This window comes from Nocardia sp. CA-107356 (assembly GCF_050946365.1).
In the GTDB taxonomy this organism is placed as follows: domain Bacteria; phylum Actinomycetota; class Actinomycetes; order Mycobacteriales; family Mycobacteriaceae; genus Nocardia.
The window spans coordinates 8,985,336-9,002,020 of record NZ_CP191992.1; the positions used below are offsets into that span (position 1 = coordinate 8,985,336).

The window sequence follows — 16,685 nt, forward strand, 5'->3', positions numbered from 1 at the left end:
CTCGAGCTGTTCGACCGGGATCTCCGGTGCCGGTAAGCAACGTTAGCTGGCGAACACACGGTCATCTCGCCGGGATAGAGACGATGCGCGCAGGTTATTGGATACCCTTGCGTCGTGCCGATCTACGCCGCCTACGGGTCGAACATGGACTCGTCCCAGATGCTCGAGCGCTGTCCGCACTCCCCGATGTCCGGGACAGGCTGGTTGGAGGGCTGGCGCCTCACCTTCAGCGGAGACGACATCGGCTGGGAGGGCCCGCTGGCGACCGTCGTCGAGGAGCCGGGCTCCCGGGTGTTCGTCGTGCTCTACGACGTCTCCCCCGAGGATGAGCAGCGCCTCGACCGCTGGGAAGGCTCCGACTTCGGCATCCACCGCAAGGTCAGGCTGCGCGTCACGCCGAGCCCGGGCAGTGGCTCGGACCCGATCCTGGCCTGGTTGTACGTGCTCGACGCGTACGAGGGCGGGCTGCCGTCGGCGCGGTATATCGGGGTGATCGCGGATGCGGCCGAAAAGGCCGGCGCGCCAGCGGAATACGTACACGCGCTACGCACCCGCAACAGCAAGAACGTCGGCCCCGGCTTCTTCGGCAATTGAGCAGATACGAAAAAGCGGCCGATCCGACCGGATCGGCCGCTTACGAGTGTTTGCTGTCAGCCCGCGTTCAGCACGATTTTGCTGAGCACCCGGACCCCGACCGCGAGCGCGCGCTCATCGAGATCGAACGTCGGCTGGTGTAGATCCAGCTGCTCGCCGTGCCCGGACCAGACACCGAGGCGGGCCATCGCACCGGGCACCTCCTCCAGATACCAGGAGAAATCCTCGCCGCCGCCGGACTGCACGGTGTCGGCCAAGGCGTCCGGGCCCAGTGTCCGGATCGCGTCCTCGAACATCCGGGTCGACTGCTCGTCATTGACCACCGGCGGCACACCGCGCTTGTAGTTCAACTGGTAGCGCACACCGGTCGGGGCCAGCAGGCCGTCGACGATCTCGCGCACCATCGGTTCCAGCAGCGACCAGGTCGCGTGATCGCCGGTGCGGACGGTGCCGGTGAGCATGCCGGTTTGCGGAATCGCATTGGGCGCCTTGCCAGCGCTGACCGCACCCCACACCATGACGGTGCTGGTGCGCGGGTCGATGCGGCGGCTGAGCAGACCGGGGAGCCCGGTGATCACGGTGCCGATGGCATAGACCAGATCACTGGTCAGATGCGGGCGTGAGGTGTGCCCACCCGGCGAATCGAGTACCAATTCGATGGTGTCGGCGGCCGAGGTGATCGCGCCGACCCGGATGCCGACCCGGCCGACCTCGAGGCGCGGATCGCAGTGCAGCGCGAAGATCCGGTCGACGCCCTCCATCGCACCCGCGGCGACCAGATCGATCGCACCGCCCGGCATCACCTCTTCGGCGGGCTGGAAGACGAACCGCACGCCGACCGGCAGCTCCTGATCGGCCAGCGCGAGCGCGGTACCGAGCAGGATCGTGGTGTGCGCGTCGTGTCCACAGGCATGTGAGACGCCGGGGACGGTCGAAGCGAAGCTGAGTCCGGTGAACTCCTGCAGGGGGAGCGCGTCCATATCGGCACGCAGCCCGATCCGCGGTGCGTCGACCGGACCGATGTCACAGAGCACTCCGGTGCCGTTGGGCATCTTCTGGGGAGTCAACCCGGCTTTGGTGAGCCAAGACGAGACGAACTCGGTGGTCGCGAATTCGGTGCGGGACAGCTCGGGGTTGGCGTGGATATGCCGGCGCCACTGGACGAGGTCGACGGTGTGCTCGGCAAGCCACGACTCGACCGCTTCCTGCCCGGTCTGTGCGATGTCCATCGCGGCGCTCCGCGGATCAACCGTGATCACGCGCGCTGCCGCCTCGGGACCCGCAGCGCGCGCCGCGGGGCGGCCGGTAGTGCTCACCGAATATCCTCCTGTCGTTGAACGAGCCGTTGCAACAACCTGTCTCTATGTACTGCATCGCGGGCTACGGCGATAGCGGTACGCGCAAGCGCGATCGCACCGTCGGTTACCGCGCGATCCGCCGAGGCGTTGATACTCGCCGCGGCGAAGCCGGGCTGATGCGTCACCGCCCCACCGGCATCAATGCCGATGACCGGATGGATGCCCGGAATGACGTTGGTGACATTGCCCATGTCCGTACTCCCGAGCGGTCGCTGCGCCTCGAGTTCCGGTGCGATCGGCACCCGGCCCAAGCCGACAATCTGCTCGCGATAGGCACACAGTAATGCCGAATCGGGGGTTAGCTCGGTATATGTCGGCGCAACCGTCCGGATTTCGTGCGTGCAGCCGGTCGCCAGCGCACCCGCCTCGAAACAAGCCGACGCTCGTCGCATCAGATCGTCGAGGGATGCGGAGTCGACTGCCCGTAGGTAATACAGCAGTTCCGCACGTCCGGGAACGATGTTGGGGGCTACGCCACCGTCGCTGACTATACCGTGCAGTTGCTGTCCGGGTCGGATATGTTGACGCAGCAATCCCAGAGCAACTTGCGCGACGGTCACCGCGTCCCCCGCATTGCGGCCCAATTCCGGCGCGGCGCTCGCATGCGCCTCGACACCGTGGAACACCACCGACAGATCCGCCAGCGCCAGCGAACGCGCGTCGACGATCTCGAAGGGGCCGGGATGCACCATCATCGCCATCGCGACATCGTCGAAGACACCACGCTCCAGCATCAGCACCTTGCCGCCGCCACTCTCCTCGGCGGGCGTGCCGAAGACGACGACGGTGATGCCGAGCGCATCGGCCACCTCGGCCAAGCCGAGCCCGGCGCCGACCGCGGACGCGGCGATGATGTTGTGCCCGCAGGCATGCCCGATCTCGGGCAGCGCGTCGTACTCCGCGCAGATACCCACGGTGAGCTCGCCGGATCCGTAGCTGGCACGGAACGCGGTCGGCAGTTCGGCGATGCCGGTCTCGATCTCGAAGCCGCGTGCGGCCAGCGGCGCGATGGTCTTGGCGACGCTGCGGGTCTCCTCGAAGGCCAGCTCCGGCTCTGCGTGGATCGCATGCGAGAGGGCGATCAGGTCGGCCGCCGCGGCCAGGATCGCGGCATCCGACGCCGCCGAATCCGTACTACCTCGACCGACCGGCGAGCAGTCGCCAGCGGCGCGCGCGACGTGGTTGTCCGTGCTCGATTCGGGGTGCCCGCTGCGCGGTGGTGGCATGGCACACAGTGTTGCACTGCGCGGTCGACCGAGCCCACCCTGCGCCCCTGCGCAATGCGTTACCGCGCGCTCGGGATTTCGATCAGCCTGAGGTTATCCCCCGGCGAACGCCAGATTCTCCGGCGTGGTCGGGGTCGCGAGACCGGCGAGCGCCTTGGCGTGCAGCGCGCGCTTGATCACCGGCAGATTCGGCTTGCGATGTGCCGCGAGCGCGGCCGCACGCTCGATCGCGGACTTCAGCAACTCGTCAGCATCAGCCTTGGCGTCGACAATGCCCGCGGTGATGGCCTCGTCGGCGGCGAAGCGGTGTCCCGCGGTCATGGCCTGTACGCAGACCTGGTTGGTGAGTCGCTCGGTGAGCAGCGCGTTCATACCGACGGTGAACGGCATGCCGAGGTGCACCTCGGGCAGGCACCAGAAGCCGCGGTCGGCGCGCATCACCCGGAAGTCGTGCGAGGTGGCCAGCATCGCACCAGCACCGAAGGCATGGCCGTTGATCGCCGCCACCGTCGGCATTTGGAAGGCGAGCAGCCGGGTATAGATGGTGTGCACACGGTCGAGATAGCCGTGCATCTTGTCCAAATTGCCGAACAACCAGTCGGTATCGAGCCCGTTGCTGTAGAACTTCCCGCTCGCCGTGGTGACCAGCGCGGCCGGCCCCTCGGACGCCTCCACCTGGTCCAGCAGCCCGTGGAATTCATCGATCCAATCCGGATGGAAACGGTTCTCGCTGTCACTCTGCCCCTCGTTCCCGAGGTAGACGACGAACACATCCCCTTCACGTTCCAGATACGGCATGCGTGCAGCGTAACGGGCGCACAGCCCAACACCTACTCGCGGGTAGCTAATCCTCAGCGGGTCAAGCGACCAACATGTTTCCATCCAGCCGCAAGTTCCGCTGCCCCTGGAATTTTCCTGGACGGAGTCTTATAGCGACCTGCACGACCCACGCCCTGGTCGCACTCCGCCCGCCAGAGTGCGACGTCCATCGAACTTCGCTGCCCGGCCAACACCCCGCAGCGAGTCCTACGAGTCGACATTCGCGTCCCCCGGCGAGCAAGCAACCGCAGGCCCGTGACAACAGCCCGCAAGCTGCGCTCCCCTCCCAACTCCACGGAGCGAGTCGTACGAGCGGCCCCTCCGCACCCAATCTCGCGTCCACGCGAAGACGCGGCCATCGAACTCCGCCGAGTCGCCGAACTATTTACACCGCAGATACAAGTCTCGACCGCGGGGCGGACGCACCCTCCCGCGCAACAATCCACACATCGATGAGCACCGCGGAGCGAATCCTACGAGCGCCCTCTCCGCAGCCCATCTCGCGTCCGCGCGAAAGCGCCGCCATCGGACTCAGCCGAGTCGTCGAAGCGCATGCGACACAGCCGCATGTCCCAGCCGCTGGGCGGCAGTAAATCGGACACGGAGCGATCCGCACACCCGCAACCACCACGGAGCGAGTCTTACCAGCGACCCGTTCGCAGCCCGCCTCGCATCCGAGCCGTCGAAGCGATGCGCCGTAGACACGAGTCTCGACCACTGGGCCCGCGTACACCCGGTGCTGAACGATCCGCACCTCGGCGACCACCACGGAGCGAGTCTTACGAGCGACCGTTCGCGGCCCGTCTCGCGTCCGAGTCGTCGAAGCGATGCGCCGCAGGCGCGAGTCTCGACGGCTCGGACGCGAGACCAAGGGGGCCGCGAACACGCCGCGCCCGCGCGGCCAACAACAGAGCCGCGAACCCGCCGCGCCGCAGGCGCGGCAAATCAGATACAGCTATCGTGACCTTCATGCTTGCCGAACAGGCCGCGAAGGCGATTGCCGAACGTACGGGAGTGGAACGGCACCGGGTTGCGGTGGTGCTGGGATCGGGCTGGCAGGAGGCGGCCGCGGAGATCGGTGCGCCGTCCGCGTCGGTACCGATGCCGGAGTTGCCCGGGTTCGGGACGCCCAGTGCCCAAGGGCATGTCGGGATGGTGCATTCCGTTGCCGTCGACAACACCCCGGTGCTGCTGTTGATGGGACGTCAACATCTGTACGAGGGGTATCGGCCCAGCGATGTCGTCCATCCGGTGAGCGCCGCGATCGCGGCGGGCGCGGAAACCGTGGTGCTCACCAATGCCGCGGGCGGGATCCGCGACGGGTTGCGCGTCGGTGATCCGGTACTGATCAGCGATCATCTCAATCTCACCGGCCGTACACCGTTGACCGGCGCGACCTTCGTCGATCTCGTCGACGCGTGGGATCCCGAATTGCGTGCGCTGGCGAGGGAAATCGACCCGAGTTTGACCGAGGGCGTGTATGCGGGTCTGACCGGACCGCAGTACGAAACCCCCGCCGAGATCCGGATGCTGCGCACCATCGGCGCGGATCTGGTCGGCATGTCGACGGTGCTCGAGGTGATCGCGGCGCGCGCGCTCGGCGCCCGGGTGCTCGGTATCTCGCTGGTCACCAACCTCGCCGCGGGCGTCACGGGTGCCCATCTCTCCCATGCCGAGGTGCTCGCCGAAGGACATGCGGCCGCACCGCGACTCGGCAAACTGCTGCGCGGCGTACTGGAACGGCTCTAGATGCTGCGCTTCGGCACCGCCGGACTTCGCGGACCGCTACAGGACGGCCCCGACGGCATGAACCTGGATACGGTGAGCCGGACGACGGCGGGGCTGGTGGAGTGGTTGCGCGGGCGCTGCCTCGGCGGCGGCGCAGTGGTCGTCGGACGTGACGCGCGCCACGGCTCTGCCGAATTCGCCATCGCCACCGCGGAAATCTTTGCCGCCGCGGGCTTTCCGGTGACGCTGCTGCCGCGACCGCTGCCGACGCCGATCGTCGCCTACGCGGTGCGCGAGCTGGGAGCCGTTGCCGGAGTACAGATCACCGCATCGCACAATCCCGCGACGGACAACGGCTACAAGGTGTATCTGGACGGCGGTTCGCAGCTGATCGCCCCGGCCGACACCGAGATCGAGCGCTGCATCGAGGCGGTCGCCGGACCGATCGCCCGTACGCCGGTCGCCGCGGCCGACGATGATGTGGTGCGCCGCTACCTCGATCGGGTGGCTCATCTGCCCGAGTTGATCGGCGGGCCCGGCGAACGCGCCGATGTCCGGATCGTATTGACCCCGCTGCACGGTGTCGGCGGCGATACGGTCGTGGCGGCCCTTGCCGCGGCGGGATTCGAGCATGTGCACGTCGTCGGTGAGCAGTTCGCGCCCGACGCCGACTTCCCCACCGTCGCCTTCCCGAATCCCGAAGAGCCGGGCGCCACCGACCTGCTGCTGACCACGGCCACCCGGATCGGCGCGGATATCGCCATCGCCCTCGACCCGGACGCCGATCGCTGCGCCATCGCCATACCCGAGAAGGACGGCCCGAACGGCGAAGGTGGCTGGCGCATGCTGCGCGGCGACGAAACCGGTGTGCTGCTCGGTGATTGCGTATTGCGTACCGCACCGCCGGATTCGCTGGTCGCGACCACCGTCGTGTCTTCTCGGCTGCTCGCCGAGCTCGCCGCCGCCCGCGGCGCTCGATACGCCGAAACGCTGACCGGCTTCAAATGGCTGGCTCGCGCGGGCGACGGCCTGGTCTACGCCTATGAGGAAGCCATCGGTCACTGCGTGGACCCGGCAGCGGTGCGCGATAAAGACGGTATCTCCGCGGCGGTGCTTGCCGCCGATCTCGTCGCCCGACTGAAGGCCGCTGGCCGCACCCTGGCCGACGAACTCGACGACTACGCGGTCGAATTCGGCCTGCACGCCACCGATCAGGTCGCGCTGCGCCTGCCGACCCCGGCCGCCGCAGCGGATCTGGTGAATCGCTTGCGCGCCGCCCCGCCCGACGAAATCGCGTCCGAACCGGTCGAATTCACCGACCTGCTCCAGGTGCGTGGCCGAATGCGCACCGACGCGCTGATTTTCGAAGGCGCCAGCTCCCGGATCGTGGTTCGTCCGTCGGGTACCGAGCCGAAACTCAAGTGCTACTTGGAGGTGGTCGAGCCGGTCCCCAGCCGGGACGCACTCGCCGCCGCGCGCACCTCGGGTGAGTGGCGGCTTGCCGAGCTGCGGTCGTACTGCGGGCGACTCGCGCAATAACTCACGAGGCCTGCCGGGGTGTGTTGGTTTGGGCTGCGGTAGGTCCTGCTGTCCTGCACCGACTTCTCGGGTCCGCTGGTCCAGGGATGGTTTGGCGCGCCGCGGTTTTGCCGCGGCAGTGCCGGGCACGTCATGTGCCGTACCCGACTGACCTCCCACAGTTGGGCAGACAGGCCCGCAGCTGCCAGCCCAGCCAACCGGCTGTGGTTGCGTTCTCGAGCTTTTGTCGAGGGGAGCCATATGGTGGCTGATGGTGGGGGGTTTTGAGCCACCATTCGACTCCCCTCGATGGGGTGAACCGCCATTTGACTCGGCTCGGTGGGTGGAGTCAGCGGGGGCCGAATTGGCGGTCGCCCGCGTCGCCGAGGCCGGGGACGATGTAGGCATCGGAGTTGAGGCCGGTGTCGACGACAGCGGTGACCAGGCGTAGGGGCAGGCCCGAATCGGCAAGGGCGGCAATGCCTTCGGGGGCGGCGACGACGCAGATCGCGGTGATGTCGGTGGCGCCGCGAGCGGCGAGCAGCCCCAGGGTGTAGCACATCGAGCCGCCGGTGGCCAGCATCGGGTCGAGTACGAAGACCGGTAGATCGGACAGGTCGTCGGGTAGCGACTCCATATACGGCACCGGCTGATGGGTCGTTTCGTCGCGGGCGATGCCGACGAAACCGACTCTGGCATCAGGGATCAGCTCGGCGGCCGCGTCGACCATGCCGAGTCCGGCCCGCAGCACCGGCACCAGCAGCGGCGGCTGCGCCAAACGCGTCCCCTCCGCGCTGGCCACCGGTGTGGTGACCGGGAAGCGGGTCACCGGCGCTTCGCGCAGCGCCTCGTAGATCAGGATCCCGGTGAGATCGCGCAGTGCCGCACGGAAAGCCGAATCGGCCGTGCGGACATCGCGCATGGTGGTCAGCAGGGCGGCAGCGAGCGGGTGGTCCACGGTGTGCGTGCGCATGAGGGAACGATAAGGTCGAAATGGAGTTCGGCGGCAAACCTCCACCCGATTTTTTTTCGAACGGCTGGAACCGATCGGTAAGGCAGCGCGTCGAACTAGGTGGATGACGTAATCTGCCTGGGAGCAACAGATGGGGGAGCACTATGCGAAAGATGTCGGCCGACACCGAGGGCATTACCGCCTACGGCGCCACCGCCGCAACCATGTCCGGTGATCTCGCCACCGCCGGAGTCAGCGCAGCGGCCGCCGATCCCACACTCCTCGGCCCCATCATGGGCTTGATCGGCGGTGATTTCATGGCCGCCTACGCCGCGGCGCACGCCGGGCATGTCGCGTCGATCGGTCAGTTGTCCGCGGTGCTCGCGAGCGTGGGCGGCGCGGCCGCCAGTTCGGCCGTCGTACTCGAGGAAACCGACCTGAACAATGCCACCGGACTGAACGCGACCGGACTGGACGGGTGACGCGGTGATCGATGTCAGCGCCCTGGTCCAGCCCCTGCTCGACCTGCTCTCCAGCTTCGGCACCGGCGTCCTGCCCACCGGCGGACCCGCCGACGCACTGACCTCCACCTCCGCCGCCGTCGACCAGGTGCACGCGCTCGGCCGCAACAGCATCAACCAGGTGAATACCGCGTGGGACGGCGCGGCCGCCGATGCCGTCACCGCGAAGGCGCTGCGGGTGCAGACTTCTGCCGCCACCATTTCCGACCGCGGCAACGATATGGCTACCGTCGTGAATCAGGCTGCCGCCCAAGTCGAATCGGGCCAGAAGGACCTGAACGGGATCGTCCAGTCGTTCGTGAACCAGGCCACCGGTCTCGGCCCGGCACTGGCCACGCCGGAGGGACTGACGGTGCTCGTCAGCTCAGCGATCGACCACATCGGTCAAGGGCTGAATGTGGTCGGCCGCGTGCGCAATGAACTCGATACCCAGACCGCGTCGATGAACGAGCTGACTCCCGCGCCGTCGACGCCATCGCTGTCCAATGTCGCCAGCACGCTCAGCACCGCCACCCAGGGTGCATCGCAGTTGTCGTCGACGGTGGGCAGTGTCGCGAGCGGTGCGGGCAGCATGTTGAGCAGCCTGATGAGCACGGCCAGCAAAGCGGGAACGACGACCGCGAGTACGGCGTCGTCAACCAAACCGAGTACGAGTACCACCACCGGAACCGGGCAATCGTCCACCGGCAACGGCGTGAAGATCACGCTGCCCGACGGCAGTGTCGTGGAAGCCCCGAACGAGAAGGCGGCGACGGCGGTCAAGGCGGCCATCGGCGCAGTCGGCACGCCGTATGTGTGGGGTGGCAATTCGCCCGGCTCCGGACTCGACTGCAGCGGCCTCACCCAATACGCCTACGGCGAAGCGGGCGTCGACCTGCCCCGGCTGGCCCAGGAACAGGGCAACGGCCACATGCAGGTGTCACCAGGTGATCTGATGCCGGGCGATCTGGCCGTCTGGGATGGCCACGTCGCCATGGTGGTCGGCAACGGGCAGTTCGTCGAGGCCGGTAATCCGGTCCAGATCAGCTCGGTTCGAACGGACAACATGGGTATGAACTTCTATGGCTTCTACCGGCCGACCTCATAAGTGAGCGGAGCGAACGAATAATGTCCCAGCCCCAGACCCCACCGATACCCAATGTGACGGTGGCGTCGAGCACTAACCGATCGGGCACCATCTCGGTCCGTGCGACCGATCAGGGCATGCCGATCGAGATCAAGTTCGAGCGCAGCGAATACCGTTACGGCGCACAGACTCTCGCCGATGAGATCCTGCGGCTGACCAAGCGCTCCACCGTCGCCGCGCGAGCCCGCCGACGCGAACTGCTGGCCGAGGCGGGTATGCCCGCCGACATCCTGGACAAGCTCGGACTGCCCACCCGCCAGGCCGCGGTGGACGAGCTGGACCGGATCGACGACGCCGACACGGGACCGACGAGCTGGATGAGGCCGGTATGAGCGAGCGAACAATGGGCACAGCTGCCCCAGCAGTCATGCCGGAGCCGAGCGCTAGCGAGGCAGAGGCATGAGTGCTGAGATGGACGCGTTGGTCGCCAACGCTACGGCGAAACTGGAAGCGCTCGAGGCCGCGCTGTATGGCCTTCAGCAGGTGCACGGCCGGTTCCGCACCGAGGACGGCACGGTCAGCGTCGAGGTGAACAGCGACGGCGCACTGGTCGCGCTGAGCCTGTCGGAGTCGGTCACCTCACTGGCACCCGCCGAGGTCGGCCAGCTGATCGTATGGGCCTGCCGCCAGGCCGCCGAGGATGCCGGCACCCAGCGATCGAAGGTCGTTGCGACACTGAACGAGTCGTTCGGGGTGGCGCCGGGGGGTGCCCAGGGAAGCGTTGGAGGCGGGCCGGATAGTCACTGACTCGGAAGGTCGATAGGCTTCCGCACATGGCTTCTGGAGACATCGTCCCGATCGAGCTCGGCCTGACCGACGGCGATCTCGTCACCCTGTGGGCACCGCGCTGGCGCGACGGTGACGACGAGTGGGAGGCGTTCCTCGGACATGAGGACTCCCTGTACGGTTTCGAGACCGTCGCGGAGCTGGCTGCGTTCATCCGGACCAATTCCGATAACGATCTCGTCGACCATCCTGCATGGAAGGTCGTGGCCGGGCTGTCAGCGGTGGAACTGGAGCCGGAGGAGAACTTCACCTTCGATCTGGTCGGTGTGCCGGAGCTGGTCGCGAGCGACCCCGATGTGGACACCATCGCCGAGCTCGACGACACGCTCAGCATGGTGCGCAACATCGGTGAGGTGTGCGAGCTGGAGACGGTGACCAAGTTCTTCGGGTCCCATCCGGTGCTCGGCGCGCTGGCCAGCGGTGTCAGTGCGTTCGTCGGGCGCGACGGCGAGGAGCTGTGGGATCAGATCGGCGCGGCCATCGCCAAGGGCTGGGACGACGTCCTCGACGCCATCGACTCCGTAGTGCAAACCCCCGAGGTCGACGCCGAGGCGGTCGCGGTCGCGGAAGCCGAGCTGCTCGCCGCGGAGGAGAACGTCGTGGATGCCGACGACGCGGCCGACAGCGAGGAGGACGAGGAGTTCGAATCCGTCGACCTCGATGCGGACGACGAGGATGAGGAAGACGACGAAGAGGAAGACGATTCGTTCTGGCATGAGGTCGGCATCGACCCGGTCAAGATCGTCACCTCCGACGGCAGCTACTTCACCCTGCGCTGCTACCTCGACGATGAGCCGATCTTCCTCGGCAAGGACGGCGCCATCACGGTCTTCGGCTCCGAACGCGCGCTGGCCCGCTACCTGGCCGATAACCACGAGCACGATCTGGCGCGAGTGAGCACCTACACCGACGTGCAGACCGCCGCGGTCGACGGCTCGCTCGAGGTCGAGGTCACCGACGAGAACGTCTACGTACTGCCCGGACTCGCCGACGATCTGGGCGAAGGCCCGGAGGCGGTCGATATCGAACAGCTCGATCTGGCGGTCGAGTTGTTCACCGATGCCGCCGACTACGCCGACGACGACACCGTGGAGCAGGCACTCGCCCAATCCACCCCCCTCGGCTGGTACGTCTCCTACCTGTTGAACCCCGACCCGACCCGACTGGCCCCGAACCCACCGTTCACCGCGGAAGCGCAGAGCTGGCGGGACCTGGAGCGCAACTTCGAGTCCCGACTCACGCCGCAGAAGTAGGTTCACCTACTCGCCGACCGGCACTCGGTATATCCGTTAGTGCAGGTCGGCCCGATGCTCGCGACCCGGGCGGGCCTGCGGCATGCTCGGGACCGCAGCTCCAGCGGGCAACGCCGGAGATCGACGGGCAACGGGCTTCGTATCTATCGCACACGAAACCCGTTGCCGCGGAGCATTATCCGAGCAGGACCGCGTAGCCCGGCTTGATGATGTCGTCGATGATGCGCAGACGTTCGGGGAACGGGATGAACGCGGACTTCATCGCGTTGATGGTGAAGCGTTCGAGGTCGCTCCAGCCGTAACCAAAGGTGTCGACCAGTTTGAGCATCTCCTCGCTCATGCTGGTATCACTCATCAGGCGGTTGTCGGTATTGACAGTGACGCGGAAGCGCAGCCGCGCCAGCAGGTCGAAGGGATGCTTGTCCAGCGACGGGACCGCACCGGTCTGAATGTTCGAGGACGGACAGAGTTCCAGCGGAATTCGCATGTCCCGCACATAGTTCGCGACCAGACCGAGTTCGGCATCCTCGATCGCACCCGGCACATGGATATCGTCGGTGATCCGCACGCCATGGCCGAGCCGATCGCAGCCGCAGAACGCGAGCGCCTCGTGGATGGACGGCAACCCGAACGCCTCGCCTGCGTGAATGGTGAAATGCGCGCTATTGGCTCGCATGTATTCGAAGGCGTCCAGGTGGCGGCTCGGCGGGAAACCCGCCTCCGCGCCCGCGATATCGAACCCGCCGACGCCGCGGTCGCGCCAGCGCACCGCGAGTTCCGCGATCTCGCGGGAGCGTGCTGCGTGCCGCATGGCGGTGAGCAGACAGATCACCACGATCGGGCGACCCGCCGCGGCCGCGACCGCGACACCCTCCCGGAATCCGTCGAGAGTGTGCTCGACCACCTCGTCCAGGGTCAGGCCGCGCTCCAGATGTTGTTCGGGCGCGAAACGCACCTCGGCGTAGACCACACCATCGGCGGCGAGGTCTTCCGCGCATTCCCGAGCGACGCGACGCAGGCCCTCCGGGGTCTGCATCACCGCGACGGTGTGCGCGAACGTCTCCAGGTACAGCTCGAGTGAACCGCTGTCGGCCGCATCGCGGAACCACGCCGCCAGCGCGGCCTCATCGGCTGCGGGTAGGCCGTCGTAACCGCAATCGGCGGCGAGCTCCAACACCGTCGCGGGCCGCAGACCACCGTCGAGATGATCGTGCAGCAGCGCCTTGGGAGCTTGGCGGATCGAGGCAAGGGTCAAAGGCATCGGTCCTGTCATGACCACACGTTAGCCGCACCGACCCATCCATGCGGCTGTGATTGCGCTCTCCACCGCGCCCACCCGAGATATCGCCCTCACTGTGCCTGCTCGAGTGGCCGATTGCCGCATCATGCAGTATCGGAAACATCCGTGTACCAGCCAAGAGTCGACATAGCGGTCGGTTTCCTACTACCCCTCGGGCCCGATGTACCCGACAGCACGGTGCGCACCTGCTGCGTCAGGGGGCGATGCGGTCCAGGACCAGTGGAGCCGGTGGTGAGTGGAGTGGGTTTCCGATAGTGACGGAGTCGGCGAGGGCGGCCAGGGCGGCCGGGAAGGCTTCCGGGGTGTCGGTGTGCAGGGTGAGGAGGGGGTGGCCCGCCTGCACGGGATCGCCTGGTTTGGCGTGGATTTCGATGCCGGCGCCGAATTGGACGGGATCGCCCTGCCGCGCGCGGCCCGCGCCCAGTCGCCACGCGGCGATGCCGACAGCCATCGCGTCGAGGCGGGTGAGCACGCCGTCTGCGTCGGCCCGCATGATCTCGGTGTGCTTCGCGCGCGGCAGGGGCCCGTCCGGGTCGCCGCCCTGCGCCTCGACCATCGCGCGCCAATGGTCCATGGCGCGACCATCGGCGAGGACGTCGGCCGGGTCGACGTCGAGTCCGGCCTGGGCGACCATCTCGCGTGCGAGAGTGAGCGTCAATTCGACGACATCGGCGGGGCCGCCGCCCGCAAGCACCTCCACCGACTCCGCGACCTCGAGCGCATTGCCCGCGGTACGACCGAGCGGCGTATCCATCGCGGTCAGCAACGCCACCGTCCGGAGCCCGGCATCGGTGCCGAGTTCCACCATCGCCGTTGCCAATTCGCGCGCGCCGTCCAGGGTCTTCAAGAAGGCTCCCGAACCGACCTTGACATCCAGCACCAGCGCTGCGGTGCCCTCGGCGATCTTCTTGCTCATGATCGAGCTGGCGATCAGCGGGATGGATTCCACCGTCCCCGTGACGTCACGCAGCGCGTACAGCCGCTTGTCCGCCGGAGCCAGATCCGCGCCCGCCGCGCACACCACCGCGCCGATGCCAGGATCGGCCAATATCTCTCGCATCCGCGTCACCGGCACATCGGCCCGCCACCCCGGGATCGACTCGAGCTTGTCGAGCGTCCCGCCGGTATGTCCGAGCCCGCGCCCCGACAGCTGCGGCACCGCCGCACCGCACGCCGCGACCAACGGCGCCAGCGGCAGTGTGATCTTGTCCCCCACTCCACCGGTCGAATGCTTGTCAACGGTCGGCCGCGGCAGATCGGTGAAGTCCATCCGCCGCCCCGACGCGATCATGGCGTTCGTCCACCGCGTGGTCTCCCGCCGCGTCATCCCCCGCCACACGATCGCCATCGCCAATGCCGCCATCTGCTCGTCGGCCACCGCCGCGTTGGTGAATCCATCCACCACCCAATCGATCTGCGCATCCGACAGCTCTCCGCCGTCCCGCTTGGCCGTAATGATCGAAACCGCGTCCAGTGCCGTCACATCGGCCAGTCTGGCACGGGACACGCTCGAGCCCTGGTTCTTGTCGGTGGGCTCCGATAGCCTCTGCGCATCATCGAGTCGACGTTGGGGGAGCAATGACGCACGCACACATGGACCGCCGCATGACGAATCTCGAGGCCCGCATCCGCGAGGTCGGGGAGGGCTTCGACGAGTCCCAGTTGAAGCTGACGCGACGAGTCACAGCAATCGAAATCGTGCAGAAGCGAAGCTTCTGCCGCATCCTCGAGCGTCTCGGCATCCCCACCGACGAAATCGCGCAGATCACGGTCACGACCGCATCCGAGATCGACGCCGTACTCGAAGAAGACTGCTGAGGGCGGCCATCATGACATCCGCACGCATCGACCGCCGCATGACGAATCTCGAAGCACGGGTCGCCGATATCGAGGAAGGCTACCGCGAATCGCAGCTCAGGCTGACGCGACGAGTCACTGGACTCGAGATCTGGGCCGGACGAGTCACCGCACACGCAAACGGCGTGGGACACAACGTGAAGCTCATCGCCGAGCACCTCGGGATCCGGCCGGTCGACACGCCAGAGATCGGCATGCCGACCGAGGCCGACATCGACGCCGTCCTCGAAGAAGACTGCTGAGGGCGACCATGACATCCCTACATATGGGCGGCCCGGCGACGAGACTCGAAGCGCGGGTCGACGAGGTTGAAACCAGTCATGACGACTCGCTTTACGCACTGTCCAGAGATGTTCAGCGGCTGAAGATCTTCACACGTCGACTCGGGGCTCGGACAAGCACCATCGGAGGAGGTATCGCGCTGATGCCGGAGCGGATGGGGCTGCCGCCGATTCGGGTCACGTCGGTCGAGATGCCGACGGAGGCCGAAGTCGACGCATCGTTCGACGAGGAATGCTGAGGACGGCGGACCTGCACGCGCGCCCCTACGTCTGACCGGCGTCCAGATCGTCGGGACCGAAGGCGTCGGGCAACAGGGTTCGCAGCGGGACGGGTCCGGCCTTGTGATCGACCAGCAGGTCGGGTCCGCCGTGTTCGTAAAGCAGCTGACGACAACGCCCGCATGGCATCAGGATTTCGCCGCGAGAATCGGTGACGGAGAGTGCGAGCAACCGGCCACCACCGCCCGCGAACAAGTTACCGATGAGTACACATTCTGCGCACAGGCCTAATCCATATGAGACATTTTCCACATTGCAGCCGCTCACAATTCGACCGTCCGAACTGAGAGCCGCGGCGCCGACCGGAAACCGCGAGTATGGCGCATAGGCATTGCGCATAACTTGAATTGCCTTGTCACGCAAGATTTTCCAGTCAATTTCCGACATCGGTAACCCCTACTGAGCCGAGCTTCACGTGCCCGCGCGGGGGCCACAGCGGAACCCTTCACGCATCAAGAAAGGTAAACCTAACTCGCCCGACTGTAGCGCAACGCACGGCACGCCGAATTAGTTCCGCGATTCGGAGAGGATTAGAGTCCAGAACAGATCGGTTCAGGTTACCGGCGGCGGGCCCCGCGCGAGCTATTTGGAGCAGCAAAGCGCAGCCACCTGGGCATTTACATCCACGTCGCCTGCGTCGGACTTGCAACCGGGTCCATCAACGACGTTGGAGGCACCGCACTCTATGACCACGATAGAAGCTCCGGCACAGCCGAAGCGGAAGACGCTGTACCGAGGCGACCCCGGAATGTGGTCGTGGGCGTTGCACCGGATCACCGGTGTCACCATCTTCTTCTTCCTCTTCGTGCACGTCTTGGACACCGCACTGGTTCGGGTCAGCCCGGATACCTACAACCACGCCATCGAGACCTACAAGAACCCCATCGTCGCGCTGATGGAGATGGGTCTTGTTGTCTGCGTGCTGTTCCACGCGCTCAACGGCGTACGCGTGATCCTGGTCGACTTCTGGGGCAAGGGCCCGAAGTACCAGAAGACGATGCTCTGGGTGATTCTCGCCATCTGGTTCCTGCTGGTGGTTCCGGCTGTCGGCCGCCAGTTCTTCTACCTGTTCACGGAGCACTGATCA

19 protein-coding genes are annotated in these 16,685 nt (G+C 66.6%); 12 read left to right on the plus strand and 7 right to left on the minus strand.

Annotated features, from left to right (window positions below; translation table 11 throughout):
- Window positions 1-114: 114 nt before the first annotated feature.
- Entirely contained in the window at window positions 115-594 is a 480-nt protein-coding gene (locus tag ACQP1G_RS40640) for a gamma-glutamylcyclotransferase (RefSeq protein ID WP_433195186.1), read from the plus strand.
- A 56-nt stretch (window positions 595-650) separates the two neighbouring features.
- Here ACQP1G_RS40640 and ACQP1G_RS40645 read toward each other — a convergent pair whose 3' ends face one another.
- The 3 genes from ACQP1G_RS40645 to ACQP1G_RS40655 form a co-directional block, all read right to left on the minus strand.
- Window positions 651-1,823, minus strand: a complete 1,173-nt coding sequence (locus ACQP1G_RS40645; protein WP_433209245.1) for a M20 family metallopeptidase — start codon at window positions 1,821-1,823, stop codon at window positions 651-653.
- Between the two features lie 83 nt (window positions 1,824-1,906).
- Entirely contained in the window at window positions 1,907-3,178 is a 1,272-nt protein-coding gene (locus ACQP1G_RS40650; RefSeq protein WP_433195188.1) for a M20 family metallopeptidase, read from the minus strand.
- Between the two features lie 93 nt (window positions 3,179-3,271).
- Entirely contained in the window at window positions 3,272-3,976 is a 705-nt protein-coding gene (locus tag ACQP1G_RS40655) for an enoyl-CoA hydratase-related protein (protein WP_433195190.1), read from the minus strand.
- A 990-nt stretch (window positions 3,977-4,966) separates the two neighbouring features.
- Here ACQP1G_RS40655 and ACQP1G_RS40660 point away from each other — a divergent pair.
- Window positions 4,967-5,746, plus strand: coding sequence for a purine-nucleoside phosphorylase (locus ACQP1G_RS40660; protein ID WP_433195192.1), 780 nt, complete (start codon window positions 4,967-4,969; stop codon window positions 5,744-5,746).
- Entirely contained in the window at window positions 5,747-7,264 is a 1,518-nt protein-coding gene (locus ACQP1G_RS40665) for a phospho-sugar mutase (RefSeq protein ID WP_433195194.1), read from the plus strand.
- Window positions 7,265-7,592: 328 nt separating this feature from the next.
- Here ACQP1G_RS40665 and upp read toward each other — a convergent pair whose 3' ends face one another.
- A complete protein-coding gene (gene upp / locus ACQP1G_RS40670) occupies window positions 7,593-8,216 on the minus strand; it encodes a uracil phosphoribosyltransferase (RefSeq protein WP_433195196.1) in 624 nt (207 codons plus the stop codon).
- Between the two features lie 152 nt (window positions 8,217-8,368).
- Here upp and ACQP1G_RS40675 point away from each other — a divergent pair, with 152 nt between their 5' ends.
- From ACQP1G_RS40675 to ACQP1G_RS40695, 5 genes are all read left to right on the plus strand, one after another.
- Window positions 8,369-8,677: a hypothetical protein gene (locus tag ACQP1G_RS40675; RefSeq protein ID WP_433195198.1), complete on the plus strand. Its 309-nt coding sequence runs from the start codon at window positions 8,369-8,371 to the stop codon at window positions 8,675-8,677.
- 4 nt (window positions 8,678-8,681) lie between these two features.
- Window positions 8,682-9,803, plus strand: coding sequence for a C40 family peptidase (locus ACQP1G_RS40680; RefSeq protein WP_433195199.1), 1,122 nt, complete (start codon window positions 8,682-8,684; stop codon window positions 9,801-9,803).
- 20 nt (window positions 9,804-9,823) lie between these two features.
- On the plus strand, window positions 9,824-10,174 hold the full coding sequence (locus tag ACQP1G_RS40685) for a hypothetical protein (RefSeq protein ID WP_040686879.1): 351 nt from the start codon (window positions 9,824-9,826) through the stop codon (window positions 10,172-10,174).
- 67 nt (window positions 10,175-10,241) lie between these two features.
- Entirely contained in the window at window positions 10,242-10,589 is a 348-nt protein-coding gene (locus ACQP1G_RS40690) for a YbaB/EbfC family nucleoid-associated protein (protein WP_433195201.1), read from the plus strand.
- 26 nt (window positions 10,590-10,615) lie between these two features.
- Window positions 10,616-11,881 carry a primosomal protein gene (locus ACQP1G_RS40695; protein ID WP_433195203.1) on the plus strand — a complete coding sequence of 422 codons (1,266 nt, stop codon included), beginning with the start codon at window positions 10,616-10,618 and terminating at the stop codon, window positions 11,879-11,881.
- Window positions 11,882-12,056: 175 nt separating this feature from the next.
- Here ACQP1G_RS40695 and ACQP1G_RS40700 read toward each other — a convergent pair whose 3' ends face one another.
- Both ACQP1G_RS40700 and ACQP1G_RS40705 read right to left on the minus strand, forming a co-directional pair.
- A complete protein-coding gene (locus ACQP1G_RS40700) occupies window positions 12,057-13,154 on the minus strand; it encodes an adenosine deaminase (protein WP_433195205.1) in 1,098 nt (365 codons plus the stop codon).
- Window positions 13,155-13,374: 220 nt separating this feature from the next.
- On the minus strand, window positions 13,375-14,664 hold the full coding sequence (locus ACQP1G_RS40705) for a thymidine phosphorylase (RefSeq protein WP_433195207.1): 1,290 nt from the start codon (window positions 14,662-14,664) through the stop codon (window positions 13,375-13,377).
- Between the two features lie 122 nt (window positions 14,665-14,786).
- Between ACQP1G_RS40705 and ACQP1G_RS40710 the strand changes: the two genes are divergently transcribed.
- From ACQP1G_RS40710 to ACQP1G_RS40720, 3 genes are read left to right on the plus strand one after another with little or no spacing between them, the layout of a single operon-like run.
- On the plus strand, window positions 14,787-14,999 hold the full coding sequence (locus tag ACQP1G_RS40710; protein ID WP_433195209.1) for a hypothetical protein: 213 nt from the start codon (window positions 14,787-14,789) through the stop codon (window positions 14,997-14,999).
- Window positions 15,000-15,010: 11 nt separating this feature from the next.
- Window positions 15,011-15,280: a hypothetical protein gene (locus tag ACQP1G_RS40715; protein ID WP_433195211.1), complete on the plus strand. Its 270-nt coding sequence runs from the start codon at window positions 15,011-15,013 to the stop codon at window positions 15,278-15,280.
- A gap of 23 nt (window positions 15,281-15,303) precedes the next feature.
- Window positions 15,304-15,558, plus strand: coding sequence for a hypothetical protein (locus ACQP1G_RS40720; protein WP_433195213.1), 255 nt, complete (start codon window positions 15,304-15,306; stop codon window positions 15,556-15,558).
- A 25-nt stretch (window positions 15,559-15,583) separates the two neighbouring features.
- On the opposite strand, the gene ACQP1G_RS40725 is transcribed toward ACQP1G_RS40720, so the two are convergent.
- Window positions 15,584-15,985 carry a cytidine deaminase gene (locus ACQP1G_RS40725; protein WP_433195215.1) on the minus strand — a complete coding sequence of 134 codons (402 nt, stop codon included), beginning with the start codon at window positions 15,983-15,985 and terminating at the stop codon, window positions 15,584-15,586.
- 298 nt (window positions 15,986-16,283) lie between these two features.
- On the opposite strand from ACQP1G_RS40725, the gene sdhC reads away from it, so the two are divergent.
- Entirely contained in the window at window positions 16,284-16,682 is a 399-nt protein-coding gene (gene sdhC / locus ACQP1G_RS40730; RefSeq protein WP_387293924.1) for a succinate dehydrogenase, cytochrome b556 subunit, read from the plus strand.
- Window positions 16,683-16,685 lie beyond the last annotated feature (3 nt).